12 protein-coding genes are annotated in these 16,683 nt (G+C 59.8%); 5 read left to right on the forward strand and 7 right to left on the reverse strand.

Features of this window, described 5'->3' with window-relative positions; translation table 11 throughout:
• Window positions 1–22: 22 nt before the first annotated feature.
• From K7A42_RS10345 to tesB, 4 genes are all read right to left on the reverse strand, one after another.
• On the reverse strand, window positions 23–2,686 hold the full coding sequence (locus tag K7A42_RS10345; protein WP_282455120.1) for a DNA translocase FtsK: 2,664 nt from the start codon (window positions 2,684–2,686) through the stop codon (window positions 23–25).
• A 273-nt stretch (window positions 2,687–2,959) separates the two neighbouring features.
• Window positions 2,960–4,306, reverse strand: coding sequence for an ammonium transporter (locus K7A42_RS10350; protein WP_004444059.1), 1,347 nt, complete (start codon window positions 4,304–4,306; stop codon window positions 2,960–2,962).
• Between the two features lie 29 nt (window positions 4,307–4,335).
• The gene (locus K7A42_RS10355; protein WP_004444057.1) at window positions 4,336–4,686 is read right to left on the reverse strand and encodes a P-II family nitrogen regulator; all 351 of its coding nucleotides are present in this window, start codon (window positions 4,684–4,686) and stop codon (window positions 4,336–4,338) included.
• A 211-nt stretch (window positions 4,687–4,897) separates the two neighbouring features.
• On the reverse strand, window positions 4,898–5,782 hold the full coding sequence (gene tesB / locus K7A42_RS10360; RefSeq protein WP_282455121.1) for an acyl-CoA thioesterase II: 885 nt from the start codon (window positions 5,780–5,782) through the stop codon (window positions 4,898–4,900).
• Between tesB and K7A42_RS10365 the strand changes: the two genes are divergently transcribed.
• From K7A42_RS10365 to fdxA, 4 genes are all read left to right on the forward strand, one after another.
• Window positions 5,746–7,083 carry a ubiquinone biosynthesis hydroxylase gene (locus tag K7A42_RS10365; protein WP_416220903.1) on the forward strand — a complete coding sequence of 446 codons (1,338 nt, stop codon included), beginning with the start codon at window positions 5,746–5,748 and terminating at the stop codon, window positions 7,081–7,083. The genes tesB and K7A42_RS10365 overlap by 37 nt on opposite strands.
• A gap of 458 nt (window positions 7,084–7,541) precedes the next feature.
• On the forward strand, window positions 7,542–10,625 hold the full coding sequence (locus tag K7A42_RS10370) for a helicase-related protein (protein WP_282455177.1): 3,084 nt from the start codon (window positions 7,542–7,544) through the stop codon (window positions 10,623–10,625).
• 4 nt (window positions 10,626–10,629) lie between these two features.
• The gene (locus tag K7A42_RS10375; RefSeq protein ID WP_112635803.1) at window positions 10,630–11,046 is read left to right on the forward strand and encodes an RNA-binding S4 domain-containing protein; all 417 of its coding nucleotides are present in this window, start codon (window positions 10,630–10,632) and stop codon (window positions 11,044–11,046) included.
• A 158-nt stretch (window positions 11,047–11,204) separates the two neighbouring features.
• Window positions 11,205–11,543, forward strand: coding sequence for a ferredoxin FdxA (gene fdxA, locus K7A42_RS10380; protein ID WP_004444038.1), 339 nt, complete (start codon window positions 11,205–11,207; stop codon window positions 11,541–11,543).
• Window positions 11,544–11,607: 64 nt separating this feature from the next.
• On the opposite strand, the gene holA is transcribed toward fdxA, so the two are convergent.
• The 3 genes from holA to leuS are packed head-to-tail and all read right to left on the reverse strand — an operon-like array spanning window position 11,608 to window position 15,825.
• Window positions 11,608–12,645 (reverse strand): DNA polymerase III subunit delta, encoded by a 1,038-nt coding sequence (holA, locus tag K7A42_RS10385; protein ID WP_282455122.1) that lies wholly within the window; start codon window positions 12,643–12,645, stop codon window positions 11,608–11,610.
• Window positions 12,646–12,656: 11 nt separating this feature from the next.
• Window positions 12,657–13,202, reverse strand: a complete 546-nt coding sequence (gene lptE, locus K7A42_RS10390; RefSeq protein WP_006698300.1) for an LPS assembly lipoprotein LptE — start codon at window positions 13,200–13,202, stop codon at window positions 12,657–12,659.
• Window positions 13,195–15,825: a leucine--tRNA ligase gene (leuS, locus tag K7A42_RS10395; RefSeq protein ID WP_282455123.1), complete on the reverse strand. Its 2,631-nt coding sequence runs from the start codon at window positions 15,823–15,825 to the stop codon at window positions 13,195–13,197. The genes lptE and leuS overlap by 8 nt, the downstream gene beginning before the upstream one ends.
• A 191-nt stretch (window positions 15,826–16,016) precedes the next feature.
• On the opposite strand from leuS, the gene K7A42_RS10400 reads away from it, so the two are divergent.
• Window positions 16,017–16,676, forward strand: a complete 660-nt coding sequence (locus K7A42_RS10400; protein ID WP_282455124.1) for a YggS family pyridoxal phosphate-dependent enzyme — start codon at window positions 16,017–16,019, stop codon at window positions 16,674–16,676.
• Window positions 16,677–16,683 lie beyond the last annotated feature (7 nt).

Here is a 16,683-nt window from a genome sequence, read left to right on the forward strand (position 1 = left end):
CTCGACGCCGCTTGGTTGCGGATTATCGCTCGATGATATCTGCTTCCGTGGGAACGAGGATTTCGCGTTTTCCGGCGTGGTTGGCGGGGCCGATAATGCCTTCCTGCTCCATGCGTTCGATCAGCGATGCCGCGCGGTTGTAACCGATGCCGAGACGACGCTGCACATAGGAGGTGGAGGCTTTGCCATCGCGAAGTACGACGGCCACGGCCTGATCGTAGGGGTCCTCGGAATCCGAGAAGCTGCCGCCGCCGGCCGGGCTTGCGCCAGCGCCGTCCTCGTCTTCTTCTTCGGTAATCGCTTCGAGATACTCAGGCGACCCTTGTGTCTTCAGATAGGAAACGATCTCTTCCACTTCATTGTCGGAAACGAAGGGCCCGTGCACACGCTGGATGCGTCCGCCGCCCGCCATGTAAAGCATATCACCCATGCCGAGCAGCTGTTCGGCGCCCTGCTCTCCAAGGATCGTGCGGCTGTCGATCTTCGAGGTGACCTGGAATGAGATGCGGGTCGGGAAGTTGGCCTTGATCGTGCCGGTGATGACATCAACGGAGGGGCGCTGGGTGGCCATGATGACATGGATGCCGGCAGCACGCGCCATCTGCGCCAAACGCTGCACCGCGCCTTCGATATCCTTGCCGGCCACCATCATCAGGTCGGCCATCTCGTCGATGATGACGACGATATAGGGCAGGGGCTTCAGATCGAACTCTTCCGTTTCGTAGATTGCCTCGCCGGTCTGGCGGTCGAAACCGGTCTGCACCGTGCGGGTGAGGATTTCGCCCTTGTCGAGCGCCTGCTGCACGCGGCTGTTGAAGCCGTCGATATTGCGCACGCCGATCTTCGACATCTTCTTGTAGCGTTCCTCCATCTCGCGCACCGTCCATTTGAGCGCGACGACCGCCTTTTTCGGATCCGTGACGACGGGAGAAAGCAGGTGCGGGATGCCGTCATAGATCGACAGTTCCAGCATTTTCGGGTCGATCATGATCAGGCGGCACTGTTCCGGCGACATGCGGTAAAGCAGCGACAGGATCATGGTGTTGATGGCAACGGACTTGCCCGAACCGGTGGTGCCTGCAACGAGCAGGTGCGGCATCTTGGCGAGATCGGCGATGACGGGTTCGCCGCCGATGGTCTTGCCGAGCGCCATGGCAAGCTTGGCTTTGCTGTTTTCGAAATCGCGGCTGCCGATCAGTTCGCGCAGGAACACGGTTTCGCGGGTCTGGTTCGGCAGTTCGATGCCGATGGCATTGCGGCCGGGAACAACGGCCACGCGGGCGGCGATCGCGCTCATGGAGCGGGCGATATCATCCGCGAGGCCGATGACACGCGACGATTTGATGCCGGGGGCCGGTTCCAGTTCGTAAAGGGTGACGACCGGGCCGGGGCGGACATGAATGATTTCACCCTTGACGCCGAAGTCTTCAAGAACCCCCTCGAGAAGACGGGCGTTCTGCTCGAGCACCTCTTCGCTTAGCGTATTGTCGCGAACAATGTTCTTGGGCTCCGCCAGAAGATGAACGGTAGGAAGCTGGAAACCGTCTGCGGCGATGAAAGAGGCCTGTGCTTCGCGTGCCACACGCTCACTGGGCTTCGGGCGTGCCGAAGGAGCGGTTATTTTCGTCTGTCCGCGTCCCGGCGCCTGTCGGGCAGTGAATTTCTGGTCGACGTCGTCATCGGAAAGGATGCCACTTGGCAGGCGGGCCTCGTCAGTACCGAAGGACGGCTCGCCGTCCCCATCGTCTTCATGACCGGGCGCGATGGAGGGAGGAGACATCTGGCGACGCGATGCAGTTCGTTCTTCGAAAGAGGGTTCCGCGCGCTGGTCGAGACGGTTGATCGCCGTCTTGAGGCGCGACGGCTCGTTTAGCGTGCCGAATTCATACTCGTTGAAATCATAGGGATGTTCGAATTCGTCATGCAGCGATTTCGACTTCAGGCCGAACAGGCGACGAAAACGGGCCTGGGTGATGTACCAGTAGTGCGTCAGTGCGCCGAAGGCGAGAATGTTGGCGAAGAAACCCTCGCCATCATCCTCGTCGTCCTCTTCCGCCTCGCGGACGGCGCGGGCCTTGCTGACGGCCGGTGCGGGTTCCTCACGCTCCAGTTCATCGTCCAGACCGCCGACAATGCCCGCGGCAAACAGCATGAGCCAGGTAGCCGGCGCGGCGAATATTACCCCAAGTATCGTCGCAACGGTGCCCGTGGGATAAGCGCCGATGAATAGGGCGGGAAAACGAAGGATCATGTCGCCGATCACGCCGCCGATACCGTTCGGCAGCGGCCAGGTGACGGGAGCCGGAAAGCAGCCGAGGGAGGCGGCGCAGACGATCGCGCCCGCGATCCAGGCCACGAGGCGGGCGGGTATGCGCTGCAGCTTGCGGCCGGCGATCAGGGCGATCGCCCATGCAATGACCGGCAGCAGGGAAATGATTGCCGAAAGCCCGAGGAACTGCATAACGATATCCGCGAAGATCGCGCCGCCGTAGCCCAGGAGATTGGTTGGTTGGTTTCCTGTGGCATAGGACAGGCTCGGATCCGCCACATTCCACGTCGCGAGCGCGGCGATACCGAGTGCAATCGTAGCAAGCAGAGCGAAACCGGCCAGAGCCATAATCTGCCGCACGAAAAACGCCGTCAGCACAAAACGTGTGTGACGACCATCGAATGTCGGAGAATGCATTCTGCCCATGTCCCTGAACCCGTCATTTTTTGGTTTCGGCGAGATCCGGCACACGGCCTGATCCCGGATTGACAGGGAAAACTAACCGCCAGCTGGTTAATGTCGTGTTAACCATGCGGTTTTTTGAGGATGCCAGAGCGTTTTAAGGTGAGCGTTTGAGCGAATTTCTGCTTTGAAGCGGTTGCGTTACGGCAGATTGGCGGCAAAGAAAAAGGCCCGTCGAAACGGGCCTTTCTTTTGGGAATGGGGATGGAGAACCCCATTTTCCCGATATCAGGAGTGGTAAGCGGCTTCGCCGTGGGTGGCGAGGTCCAGACCTTCGCGCTCGGCTTCGACCGGGACGCGGAGCCCGACGATCACATCGACGATCTTGTAAAGGATCGCCGAGACGATGGCGCACCAGACGATGGTGATGGCGACGGCCACGAACTGCGTCCAGAGCTGCGAGGCGATGGAGAATTCGGGCTTGCCGGTGCCGCCGAGTAGCGGCGAGGTGAAGATGCCGGTGCCGAGTGCGCCGATGATGCCGCCGATGCCGTGAACGCCGAAGACGTCAGCGGTATCGTCGTAACCGAACTTGTTCTTCACCACGGAGACGAAGAAGTAGCAGATCGGCGAGACGATGAGGCCGAGAACGATGGCACCCATCGGGCCAACCGAGCCTGCAGCAGGTGTGACGGCAACGAGGCCGGCGATCATGCCCGACGCGGCGCCCAGCATGGATGCCTTGCCGCGGGTGAAGCTTTCAACCAGCGACCAGGAAACAATGGCGGCTGCGGTTGCGAGGAAGGTGTTCATGGTTGCGAGAACCGCACCACCCGATGCTTCGAGGTTGGAGCCGGCGTTGAAACCGAACCAGCCGAACCAAAGCATGGCTGCACCGACGAGTGTCAGCGTCATGGAGTGAGGAGCCATCATGTCCTTGCCGAAGCCGGTGCGCTTGCCGACCATGATCGCGCCGATCAGGCCTGCGATACCGGCATTGATGTGGACGACCGTGCCGCCGGCGAAGTCGAGAGCGCCCATGCCGAAGATCAGGCCGTTTGCGTCCCAGACCATATGGGCGACCGGGAAATACACGAAGGTGGCCCACAGGATGGTGAAGAGGATGACGGCGGAGAACTTCACGCGTTCCGCGAAGGCACCGATGATCAGCGCCGGGGTGATGGCCGCAAAGGTCATCTGGAAGGCGATGAAGGTGTATTCGTAGATCACGACGCCCTGCGAGAAGGTTGCCGAGGTGCTGTCAAGCGAAACGCCCGACAGGAAAAGCTTGCCGAAGCCGCCGAAATAAGGGCCGGTGCCGCCGCCGAAGGCGAAAGAGTAACCGTAGATGACCCAGATGAGCATCATGACAGCGGTGATGACCGTGCACTGCATGAGAACGGAGAGCATGTTCTTCGTGCGGACAAGACCGCCGTAAAACAGCGCCAGACCCGGAAGGATCATGAAGAGCACGAGGATTGTGGCGACATACATGAAGGCTGTGTCGGCCTTTTCCGGAACAGGCGCTGCGGCTGCGGCCGGCGCTGCATCCTGGGCAAAGGCGATGGCCGGGGCCATCAGGGCCGTCGCTGTTGCGCCCAGCTTGCCGAGCGTCAAAAACTTGTTGAGTTGCATAGCTAGAAAACTCCCCTGTCAGCCGTGCTTCAAAGCGCTTCTGTGTTGGTTTCGCCGGTACGGATGCGCACGGCCTGTTCAATTGAGTAAACGAAGATTTTGCCGTCGCCGATCTGCCCGGTCTTTGCCGCAGATGCGATCGCTTCGACGGCTTTGTCCACGACGTCGGATGGAACAGCGATCTCGATCTTTAGCTTGGGAAGGAAGCTCACCGCATATTCCGTGCCGCGATAAATCTCGGTATGTCCCTTCTGGCGCCCGTAACCCTTTACTTCGGTCACGGTCAGGCCCTGGATGCCGACGCCGGTGAGTGCTTCGCGCACTTCATCCAGCTTGAACGGCTTGATAATGGCCATCACAATTTTCATCTGGTTTCCCATCCTTTGTTTGTCCTCGGCACGGAGCCGACTCTCCTGCCGCTGGCAGATCAGTAACAGCGACTGCGGACATACATTCAAAGGGCGTGCCAGTTTTGAGTGTGTAACTAACTTATTGAAATGTAATGTTTATATGACGGACGTCTGAAAAAGGGGCATTTGTCGGCGAATTTTGCGTCTATAAAATGTGCGATTTTTAGAAAACGCACTTTATTTAATCATTTGCCCTTTTGCGGATCAAACCTTCCTGCGCCACGGAGGCGACCAGTTCACCCTGTCTGGTGAAAATATTGCCACGGGTCAAACCGCGCGCGCCCGAGGCGCTGGGGCTGTCCTGTGTATAGAGCAGCCAATCTTCCAGCCGGCAGGGACGATGAAACCACATGGCGTGGTCCAGGCTTGCCACCTGGATCGAAGGATCGAAGATCGTCGTGCCATGGGCATAGAGCGAGGTGTCCAGCAGCGTCATGTCGGAGAGATAGGCGAGAATGGCGGATTGCAGGCGCGGATCGTCAGGTACGCTTCCAACGGCACGGACCCAGATATCCTGCTGCGGCTCCAGCTTTTCTTTTGAGATGTAGTGGGTCAGCGAGACCGGCCTGATCTCGATCGGCCGCTTGTTGCTCCAGTAGTTGCGGATCGAAGCGGGCGCCTTTGCGAGGAAAGCCGCCTGCATCTGTTCCTCGCTCATCAGTTTTTCAGGCGGCGTCACATCAGGCATCCTGATCTGATGGGTAAAACCGTCCTCGAATATCTGGAACGACGCCGACATGGAAAAAATGGCTTTGCCGTGCTGGATGGCGACCACGCGACGGGTGCAGAAACTGGCGCCATCGCGAATACGCTCGACCTGGTAGACGATGGGCACCAGCGGGTCGCCGGGACGCATGAAATAGGCGTGCAACGAATGCACGAAGCGATCGTCATCCACGGTTCTTTGCGCGGCGATCAGGGCCTGTGCAATGACCTGACCACCAAAAACCCGTTGCCAGCCGATCTGCGGGCTTTCGCCCCGGTAAAGGTTCTCTTCCAGCTTCTCAAGATCGAGCGTGGCGATGAGATTTGCCATCGGGTCTGACGATTGCAAGGGATGCGACATTTTTTCGGCCTGCTCCGGCTGTAGGAAGACGTCACATGGTCTATAGTGCGCCGATGATGCATGCACAAGATTTGAGGAGAAGCGCGATGCTGGACGTTGTGGTGGCAGGCGGCGGATATGTCGGTCTTTCCGTTGCTGTGGCAATCAAGCAGGCGGCCCCGCATCTGAATGTGCAGGTAATTGAAGCCGCTCCTGAGGATGTCTGGGCAAAGGATGTTCGCGCGTCCGCCATTATCGCAGCGGCTACCCGCATGCTCGATGTTTTCGGCATCTGGAACGAGATCGAGCCGGAAGCCCAGCCGATCCACAAGATGATCGTTACCGATTCGAAAACCGCCGATCCGGTACGTCCCGTGTTCCTGACGTTTGACGGCGCGGTGGAAGAGGGCCGGCCCTTTGCCCATATGGTTCCCAACGTCGCTCTGGTAGGCGCGTTGCGGGGCCTTTGCGCACGCCTGGGCATAGAAATCCGCCACGGCCTCAGTGTTTCCGATTTTACAGCAGGACCGCAGTCGACGGCTATTCACCTTTCCGACGGATCGACGCTCGAAGCGCGATTGCTGATTGCCTGTGATGGTGTTCGCTCGGCTCTTCGGAATATGGCTGGCATCAAGACGGTGCACTGGGCTTACGATCAGTCAGGCATCGTGACGACCGTTGAGCATGAGCGACCGCACGAAGGCTGCGCCGAGGAGCATTTCCTGCCATCCGGACCCTTCGCCATTCTGCCGTTGAAGGGAAACCGGTCTTCGCTTGTCTGGACCGAACGCACCGCCGATGCCGACAGGCTTGTGGCCGCCGACGACCTGGTGTTCGAGGAGGAGCTTGAGCGCCGGTTCGGCCACAAGCTCGGCACGATCCGCCCTGTCGGTCCCCGGCGCGCCTTTCCGCTGGGTCTCACTTTGGCACGGTCCTTCGTCGCGTCGCGTTTCGCGCTCGCCGGTGATGCGGCCCACGGTATTCACCCGATCTCGGGTCAAGGCCTCAATCTGGGTTTCAAGGATGTGGCGGCTCTGGCCGAAACCGTGGTTGAAGCTGACCGTCTCGGCCTCGACATCGGCTCCCTCAATGTTCTGGAGCGGTATCAGTCCTGGCGCCGGTTCGACACCTCGCGGATGGGGGTGACCACGGATGTGCTGAACCGGCTGTTCTCCAATGATGTCGGTCCCATTCGCATCATGCGCGATTTCGGTCTCGGCGTGGTGGATCGTTTGCCGGGTCTCAAATCCTATTTCATTGGCCAGGCCGCCGGTACCACGGATGCAAATGCGCCGCGTTTGCTCACCGGTGAGGCACTCTGATCTCGGCTTGTGGTGCTGGCTTCGGAACGGCTTTTCCGGGATTGGCGCTTGACAGCCGATTCCCGGATTTTCCGACCGGCGGTTTTACCGTAATGCCGAATCCGGCCAAGGACTTATCCGGATTCATAATCTGGTAGAGGCCGTCACTTCGCCAACCAGATATTGCGGAGAACAAAAGCTGAATCACGAGGAGTCAGCGATTCGTATTTGATTCGTTCGCAGACTGTTCCGCAGCCGAATCGATCTCATTTTCGCCGGATTCTTTTTTCTTGTTCAACTATCTGAATCGAAATGGAAAATTTCGTTGACTGGTTGCCTTGCAGCACTTTGCGGGTGAGGCCTATTGCCTTTGTCGGCAGGCGTTGCCATGTGTGGTGCGTGCGGCCCATACCGTTGATGTGGGTGGCACGCCAAGCAGATGAAGTCGATTCGCGGATAGTACGTTGAATTTTCGCCCAATGATCCTGAGCGGCCGCGGTGTCACGGCCGTTCTCGGCCCCACCAACACCGGCAAGACCCATTACGCGATTGAGCGTATGGTGGCGCATGGCAGCGGTGTCATCGGCCTGCCGCTGCGCCTTTTGGCGCGCGAGGTCTATACCCGTCTGGTCGAAAAGGTGGGGGCGCCCAATGTGGCGCTGATAACCGGCGAAGAAAAAATCTCACCCCCAAAAGCCAAGTATTCCGTTTGCACAGTGGAAGCCATGCCGCGCGAAACGACGGCCGCCTTCGTTGCAATCGATGAGGTGCAGCTGGCAGGCGATCTCGAACGCGGGCATATCTTTACCGACCGGGTTCTGCATCTGCGCGGTCGGGAGGAAACGCTGCTGCTGGGGGCGGGCACGATGCGCCCGATCCTCGAAAAGCTGCTGCCGGGAATTACCGTGGTGGAGCGACCGCGTCTGTCGCAGCTTTTTTATGCCGGCCAGAAGAAGATAACCCGCCTGCCGCAGCGCACGGCGATTGTCGCTTTTTCCGCCGATGAGGTCTATGCCATTGCCGAACTGGTGCGCCGCCAGCGGGGCGGCGCGGCCGTTGTGCTAGGCGCGCTTTCGCCCCGCACGCGCAATGCGCAGGTGGGTCTCTATCAGTCCGGCGATGTCGAATATCTGGTCGCGACGGACGCTATCGGCATGGGCCTTAACCTTGATGTCGATCACGTCGCTTTCGCGCAGGACCGAAAATTCGACGGTTATCAATTCCGCAATCTCAATCCGGGCGAAATCGGCCAGATCGCCGGCCGCGCCGGCCGCCATCTTCGTGACGGCACCTTCGGGGTGACAGGCCGTGTCGACCCGTTCGATGACGAACTGGTGGAGCGGATCGAGACGCATCAGTTCGATGCGGTGAAGGTGTTGCAGTGGCGGACGAAAAACTTCGATTTTTCCTCTATCGCTAATCTGCGTGCGAGCCTTGACGCTGCGCCGGCGATCCAGGGGCTTTCGCGCGCCCTGCCGGCCATCGACCAGCAGGCGCTGGAGTATCTGTCCCGTTATCCCGAAATCATCGACGTGACGACGACCGATGCACGGGTGGAAAAGCTCTGGGAGGCCTGCGCGCTTCCGGACTATCGCCGTATCGCCCCGGCGCAGCATGCGGATCTGATCTCCACGCTCTATTTCGACCTCGTCAAGCGCGGGAGGGTGAACGAGGATTTCATGGCCGAACAGGTGCGTCGCGCCGACCGCACGGATGGAGAGATCGATACCTTGTCTGCGAGGATTGCGCAGATCAGAACATGGACTTATGTATCGAACCGCCCAGGATGGCTTGCCGATCCGACACACTGGCAAGAAAAGACTCGGGAAATCGAGGATCGATTGTCCGATGCGCTACATGAAAGGTTGACGAAACGCTTTGTTGATCGCAGGACATCTGTGCTCATGAGGCGCCTGAGAGAGAATGCGATGCTTGAAGCTGAAATCAGTGTAAATGGTGATGTCTTCGTAGAAGGTCATCACGTCGGCCAATTGGCCGGGTTCCGGTTCACGCCGGTGCCGGGAATGGAAGGGCCGGATCAGAAGGCCGTGCAGGCTGCGGCGCAGAAGGCGCTCGCGCTCGAATACGAGGCGCGTGCCGCGCGTCTGCACGCCAGTGGAAATGGCGATCTCGCTTTGAGCTCCGATGGTCTGGTTCGCTGGCTGGGCGAGCCGGTTGCCCGTCTTTCGGCCGGCGACAATATCATGAAGCCGCGGGTGATCCTGCTGGCCGACGAGCAGTTGAGCGGTAATGCCCGTGATCACGCGCTCGCGCGGATCGAGCGTTTCGTCAACCACCAGATCGCAACCGTGCTGAAGCCGCTGGATGATATATCCCGTGCGGAAGACCTTCAGGGTCTCGCAAAGGGTCTTGCTTTCCAGCTGGTTGAAAATCTCGGCGTGCTGTTCCGTCGTGACGTCGCGGAAGACGTGAAGTCGCTGGATCAGGACGCGCGTGCTTCCATGCGGCGTTACGGCGTGCGTTTCGGCGCCTATCATGTCTTTTTGCCTGCGCTCCTGAAGCCTGCTCCGGCAGAACTTGTGACGCTGCTCTGGGCCTTGAAGAATGATGGTCTTGGCAAACCGGGTTATGGCGACCTTATTCCCGTCCTGGCTGCAGGCCGCACCTCGGTCGTTACGGATGCCAGCTACGAGCGCATGTTCTACAAGCTTGCCGGTTTCCGTTTCCTCGGAAAGCGCGCGGTGCGTATCGACATTCTCGAACGCCTGGCCGATCTCATCCGTCCGCTGCTGCAGTGGAAGCCCGGCCAGCAGCCGCGCCCCGAAGGCGCTTATGATGGCCGTCGTTTCACGACGACGACCGCGATGCTTTCCATTCTCGGCGCAACGCTCGATGACATGGAAGAAATCCTCAAGGGCCTCGGTTACCGTGCCGATCAGGTGACGGCGGAAGAGGCGCAGGCCTTCCTCGCCAGCCAGGCAGGCGCCACCGCGCCGGCTGCCCCGGAAACGACGGCGGGCGAAGAGGATAGCGCTGAGACCGAGCAGGACGAGCCGGCTTCCGAAGAGCAGGCCTCCGAAGCGGTTGCTGTTGTGGAAGGCGACGTTACCGAGGCGCCGGTCGCGGAAGCCGCCGGTGAAGAGGCTGCTGCAAATGAAGCGGCTCCGGCGGAAAGCGGTGAGGCCGCCGAGCCAAAGCCCGTGCTTCTGTGGCGTCCGGGTGGCCGCAATGAAAACCAGCGTGGTGAAAACCGTCGTCCCGGCAATCGTGGCCAGGGTCGTGAGCAGACAGCGCGCGAGCAAGGCGAGCGACGCGGCGAAGGCCGTCGTGACAATCGCGACGGGGCAAATCGCGATGCAGCCAATCGTGGCGGCGAGGGTGAGCGCAAGCGTGACGGCGGCCGTCCCGATCGCGGCAACAACCGCAATAATGATCGTCATGATCGTGGCGAGCGCAAGGACAGGCCGGAGCGCAGCGACCGTGGCGGAAAGCCGCAGGGCCAGCAGCGTTTTGAGGCCAAGCCACCGCGCAAGGAAAAGCCGCTGGACCCGGATTCGCCTTTCGCAAAGCTCGCTGCCCTCAAGGAGCAGCTGAAGAAGTAAGCCTATGGGAAACAGCGAACAGCCACTGGAAAGCACGCGCCAGCGTCTGGACAAGTGGCTGTTCTTTGCCCGCATGGCTAAATCCCGTTCGCTCGCCCAGAGCTACGTTCAGTCGGGACAGGTGAAGATCAATGGCGTCGTCGTCCGCCAGCCCAGTCATGCGGTGAAGCCCGGCGACAGGCTGGAAATAAGCTTCGAGCGGATGGACAGGGTCGTGGTGGTGAAGTCGGGCGGGACGCGGCGCGGCCCCTATGAAGAAGCCAGACTTCTCTATGACGATCAGACGCCGCCGAAGGAGCCTTCCGACAGGCTGACACTCCTTGAGCAGGCAATGCGCCAGCCGGGCAGCGGACGCCCGACGAAAAAGGAGCGCAGAGCGCTCGACAGGTTTCTGTCCGACAGCGACGAATGTACAGATTAGAATAAACCTCCAAGTCAGCACCGTTTTTCAGAATTGTTTATCCTTGCTATCTGCAAGCAAAGGCATTACGTCACTTGCGAAATTGCCCTGTCTGAATTCCGGGCGACGGCTTGTGTTCCGAAGCCCAAAGACCCGGCCTGCATATTCTGGAGTTCATCATGACATATGTCGTGACCGACAATTGCATCCGCTGCAAGTATACCGATTGCGTTGAGGTCTGCCCTGTCGACTGCTTTTACGAGGGCGAAAATTTCCTCGCCATCAATCCCGACGAATGCATCGACTGTGGTGTGTGCGAACCGGAATGTCCTGCCGAGGCCATCAAACCCGATACGGAGCCGGGTCTCGACAAGTGGCTGAAGCTCAATGCGGAATATGCCGCGATCTGGCCGAACATCACCATCAAGCGCGACCCGATGCCGGAAGCCAAGGAAATGGATGGTGTCGAAGGCAAGCTGGAGCTTTATTTCTCTGCTGAGCCCGGCAAGGGCGACTGACCGCAGATTTGCGACGGTCTCGCACTAACATTTGAAAAGCCCTCGTCTGCACGAGGGCTTTTGTTTATCCGCCGCGGCCGGATTGCAGCGTGGTGGATAATAGTGTCAGTAGGGCCACGCTTTCCTCCAGACTTTGGCGCTGGCGGCTTTGCAGGATGGCCGCCTGCAGTCGGTTCATCTCGCGCGCGATCGCCGCTGGCTGCCATGTGCGTAGCGCTCTTTCGATGATCGGTTTCCGGCGAAAATGGATATGACGTCCAAGCGTCTGCATGACCTGACCGGCCTGCTGCTTTTTCTCGTCCATCTCGGCGCGCATCTGATCGAGCAGCTGGAATTGCTTGAGGCACCCCTGAAGCACGAGGAAGATCGGCGTCTTGGAAGAAATGATCTTCTGAGTGGCATGGAAAAACGCGTTTCTGTCACCCTTCAGGATGGCGTCAACGGCGTCATCGGCTGAAACCGTACTGGCATCACCGATGATGGCCAGAACATCGTCTTCCTCGATTACCTCTGCGCCGCGGCAATAAAGTGCCAGCTTGCGGATTTCGTTTCGTGAAGCGATACGGTCGCCCCCCAGCGATTCGATAAGCCGTTGCCGCGCGGCAGGCGCGATACGCAAATTGTCGCCCGAAAGTTCCTGGTCTATCAACGCGTTCAGTGCGCGCGCATCGTCCGCGTAACAGGGAATGGCTGCGATGGATCGAGCCGGTTCCGCGATCTTGCGCAGCCCCGTGCCCTTCTTGATGTCACCTGCTTCGATGATAAGGAAGCTCGCTTCCGGCGGCGTTTCCGCCAGAATCTGGAGGGCATCCACCAGCGCCTTTTCAGCTGACGAGCCCTTGACCCAGACAAGTTTCTCGCCGCCGAAAAGACCAATGGCGTTCACCTCATCCAGCAAACGCCCCGGGTCGCCCTGGAGATCGGACGCAGTCAATTTCAGCGACGCAAAAGCGTCGTCGGGATCTATCCCCGTCTTTTTGGCGATGAGGGTTGCGCGTTCTGATACGAGACCGCGATCCGGCCCGTAGAGTACGAAAACGCGAAAGCGCTCCGCCGGATTCTCGGCGAAGCGCTCAAATTCATGGGACTTTATCTCCGCCACGGCCGCCGCTCTCAGCGGCCGAGGGTGGCGGCGATGTCGGTGCGGATGATTTCGGCAAGTTCGCGCGCCGCACGGTTTTCGGCGTCGCGGGTCGCCCGGATCTTGGCGAATTCCTGCTGTGGCAGATCCACCTGCGCCGTCACGCTGCGGCGTGCGGAGCGCAGGATCTGACCGTCGGAAATGCGCGTCAGCACGTATTGGCCGCTCATGATGACACGGCCTGGATACGGCCCGTCGTAATTGTTGTTCGTCCGTGTGGTTAGGTCGTAATTCTGCACCTCTGTCGAGGAAGCGCTCGAGCTGACCGAAACCTTGACGTTATATTGCGCCGTCGTCGGCTGCCCAGCGCCGCCAGCCAGAAGGAAGATTAGCTGGTTGCGAACTTCCTGTCCAACTCTGCCGCCGATATCAGATACACTGACGGCCGCCAGCCTTTCCTTGGTCCCGGAAGCCTCGCCATAGAGCGGGCGCACCTGGCAGCCCGCCAGAAGACCAGCCATCATCACGACGGAAATTGCTGCCGCGACGCGGCTCCATCTCGAAAAAACGTCAGACAACAATGTTAACAATCCTCTGCGGAACCACGATGACTTTCTTGGGCTCGCCGCCGGCAAGAAGAGATTTGACGGCATCCAGAGCAAGGGCAGCCGCGCGGACCGCATCTTGATCCGCATCGCGCGCGATTGTCAATTCACCGCGCTTCTTGCCATTGACCTGCACGGGCATGACCACGTCGTTTTCTTCGACCAGCGACGGCACGAAGGTTGGCCATGGCGTCTCAGCTACCAGGCCTTCATTGCCCAGCGCCGCCCAGCATTCTTCCGCCAGGTGTGGCGTCATGGGGGCGATGATGCGGATCAGGATTTCGACGGCGTCACGCGCTGCAGCCTTGACGTCGTCGGATTTGCCGCCCGCAGCGACATCCGCAAGCGGACCGGCGAGCGCGTTGACCAGTTCATAGATGCGGGCAATGGCCTTGTTGAAGGCGAGCTTGTCCAGGTCTTCCTGAACAGCCTTCAGCGTCTTGTGGGCCGCCTTGGAGGCCGCCAGCCCTTCACCCTCGGCTGCAGGCTTCGGCCTGACGGATTTCAGCTCTTCGGCAGCTTCGCCGATGATGCGCCAGACGCGTTGAACGAAGCGGTTCGCGCCCTCGACGCCCGATTCGGACCAAATCACATCACGATCCGGCGGCGAGTCCGACAGGACAAAAAAGCGTGCGGTATCGGCGCCGTACGATGCGATGATATCATCGGGATCGACCACGTTCTTTTTCGACTTCGACATCTTCTCGATCGAGCCGATCTTCACCTCTTCGCCGGATGACAGCAGGAAGGCGCGGCGTGTGCCGTCGGTTTCCTCAATCCGCAGATCTGCAGGTGGCACCCATTCGCGTGCAGTGCCTTCACCGCGGCTGTAGGTCTCATGAACCACCATGCCCTGGGTGAACAGGCCCTTGAAGGGTTCCTTGACATCGACATGACCTGTTTCGCGCATCGCACGGGTGAAGAAGCGCGAATAGAGCAGGTGCAGGATCGCGTGCTCGATGCCGCCGATATACTGATCCACAGGCAGCCAATGATTGGCGACCTTCGGATCGGTCGGTGCATCTTCCCAAGGTGCCGTGAAGCGGGTGTAATACCAGCTGGAATCGACGAAGGTGTCCATCGTGTCGGTTTCACGACGCGCGTCATGGCCGCATTGCGGGCAGGAGACATGACGCCACGTGGGGTGGCGATCCAGCGGGTTGCCGGGCACGTCGAAGGTCACATCGTCGGGCAGCTTGACGGGCAGGTCCTTTTTCGGAACCGGCACGACGCCGCAGACTTCGCAATGGATGACCGGGATCGGGCATCCCCAGTAACGCTGGCGGGAAATGCCCCAGTCGCGCAGACGGAAATTGACCTTGCGCTCGGCCTGAGGCGCGTTGCCCAGCGTCTGCGCCGACAGCTTCTGCACGACTGCCTCGAAGGCATCCGTCGTTTTCATGCCATTCAGGAAGCCGGAATTGATCATCACGCCGTCGTCGGTGTAGGCGGTGTCATCGACCGTGAAGCTTTCCGCATCCGGGCCCTCAGGGGCGACGACCGCCACGACCGGCAGGCCGTATTTGCGGGCGAAATCCAGGTCGCGCTGGTCGCCGGAAGGGCAACCGAAGATCGCGCCGGTACCGTAATCCATCAACACGAAGTTGGCGACATAGACTGGCAGTTCCCAGGTCGGATCCAGCGGATGGACGACTTTGACGCCGGTATCGATGCCCTTCTTTTCAGCCGTTTCCAGCGCGGCCAGAGACGTGCCATGGCGGCGGCATTCATCGCAGAATTCGGCGATCGCAGGATTTTTTTCCGACAGTTCTTTCGCCAGCGGGTGGTCGGCTGCAATGGCCAGGAAGGAGGCACCGAACAGCGTGTCGGGGCGTGTGGTGTAAACCGTGATGTCAGAGAAGCCATCCGGTGCCGTGTCAGCAACAGTCTGCCAGCGCAGCGACAGGCCTTCGGAACGGCCGATCCAGTTCTTCTGCATCAGGCGCACTTTTTCCGGCCACTGATCCAGCGTGTCCAGCTCGTCCAGCAGGTCCTGGCTGAAATCGGTGATGCGGAAGAACCATTGCGTCAGCTCGCGCTGTTCGACCAGCGCACCGGAGCGCCAGCCGCGGCCGTCGATGACTTGCTCGTTGGCCAGAACGGTATGGTCGACCGGGTCCCAATTGACCTTCGACTGCTTGCGGTAGACCAGACCCTTTTCCATGAAGTCCACGAACAGCGCCTGCTGGCGATGATAATATTCCACATCGCAGGTGGCGAATTCGCGGGTCCAGTCCAGGGACAGGCCCATGGATTTCAGCTGACCGCGCATGGTGGCGATGTTCTGGTAGGTCCAGTCCTTGGGATGAACCTTGTTCTGCATGGCCGCATTTTCGGCCGGCATGCCGAAGGCGTCCCAACCCATCGGGTGCAGGACGTTGAAACCGCGGGCGCGCTTGTAGCGGGCGACGACGTCACCCATGGCATAGTTGCGGACATGGCCCATGTGGATGCGACCCGACGGATAGGGAAACATCTCTAGAACGTAATATTTCTCACGCGGATCGCTGTTGTCTGTCACGAAGACCTTGTCTTCGTTCCATTTTTGCTGCCAGCGCGGCTCGGCGTCGCGAGGATTGTAACGTTCGATGGCCATTGTCTAAAATTCCGGGTATCGAGGGGAAAAATGTGCGCTGACCTTCACCATGAAACGACCGGGGCGTCAAGTTTGGCGGGGCGTTCGGACGTTCAATCTTGGCCAGCGTGCCTCAAATGGTGCTAAAGCCGCTTGGCATCAAGGCGATCGGCGTCTAGTTAGCGGTTCGAACGGTTAAAAAAGGTCTTGTGATGGAAATCGAAGCACGACTTCAGGATGTCAGGCAGCGCATTGCGGATGTGGCGGAAAAATCCGGCCGCAAGCCGGCAGATGTTGCCCTCGTCGCGGTATCGAAGACCTTCGAAGCGGAAGCGATCCAGCCCGTCATCGATGCCGGCCAGCGCGTGTTCGGGGAGAACCGCGTGCAGGAAGCGCAGGGCAAGTGGCCGGCGCTGAAAGAGAAGACTGATGGCATAGAACTGCATCTGATCGGCCCGTTGCAGTCCAACAAGGCTGCGGACGCCGTGGCATTGTTTGATGTCGTCGAAAGCGTCGACCGCGAAAAGATCGCCCGCGCGCTTGCCGAGGAGTGCAGCAAACAGGGCCGCAGCCTTCGTTTTTATGTGCAGGTCAATACCGGGCTCGAGCCGCAAAAGGCGGGCATCGATCCGCGAGAGACCATCGCTTTCGTGGCCCTTTGCCGGGATGAGTTGAAATTGGCTGTCGAGGGGCTGATGTGCATTCCGCCGGCAGATGAAAATCCCGGTCCGCATTTTGCGCTGCTGGCGAAACTTGCCAAGCAATGCGGCTTGGAAAAACTCTCCATGGGCATGTCCGGTGATTTCGAAACGGCCGTTGAATTCGGCGCGACCAGTGTTCGTGTGGGCTCGGCGATCTTCGGCACGCGATAAGGCCATA

Source organism: Agrobacterium sp. InxBP2, assembly GCF_026191755.1.
In the GTDB taxonomy this organism is placed as follows: Bacteria; Pseudomonadota; Alphaproteobacteria; order Rhizobiales; family Rhizobiaceae; genus Agrobacterium; species Agrobacterium pusense.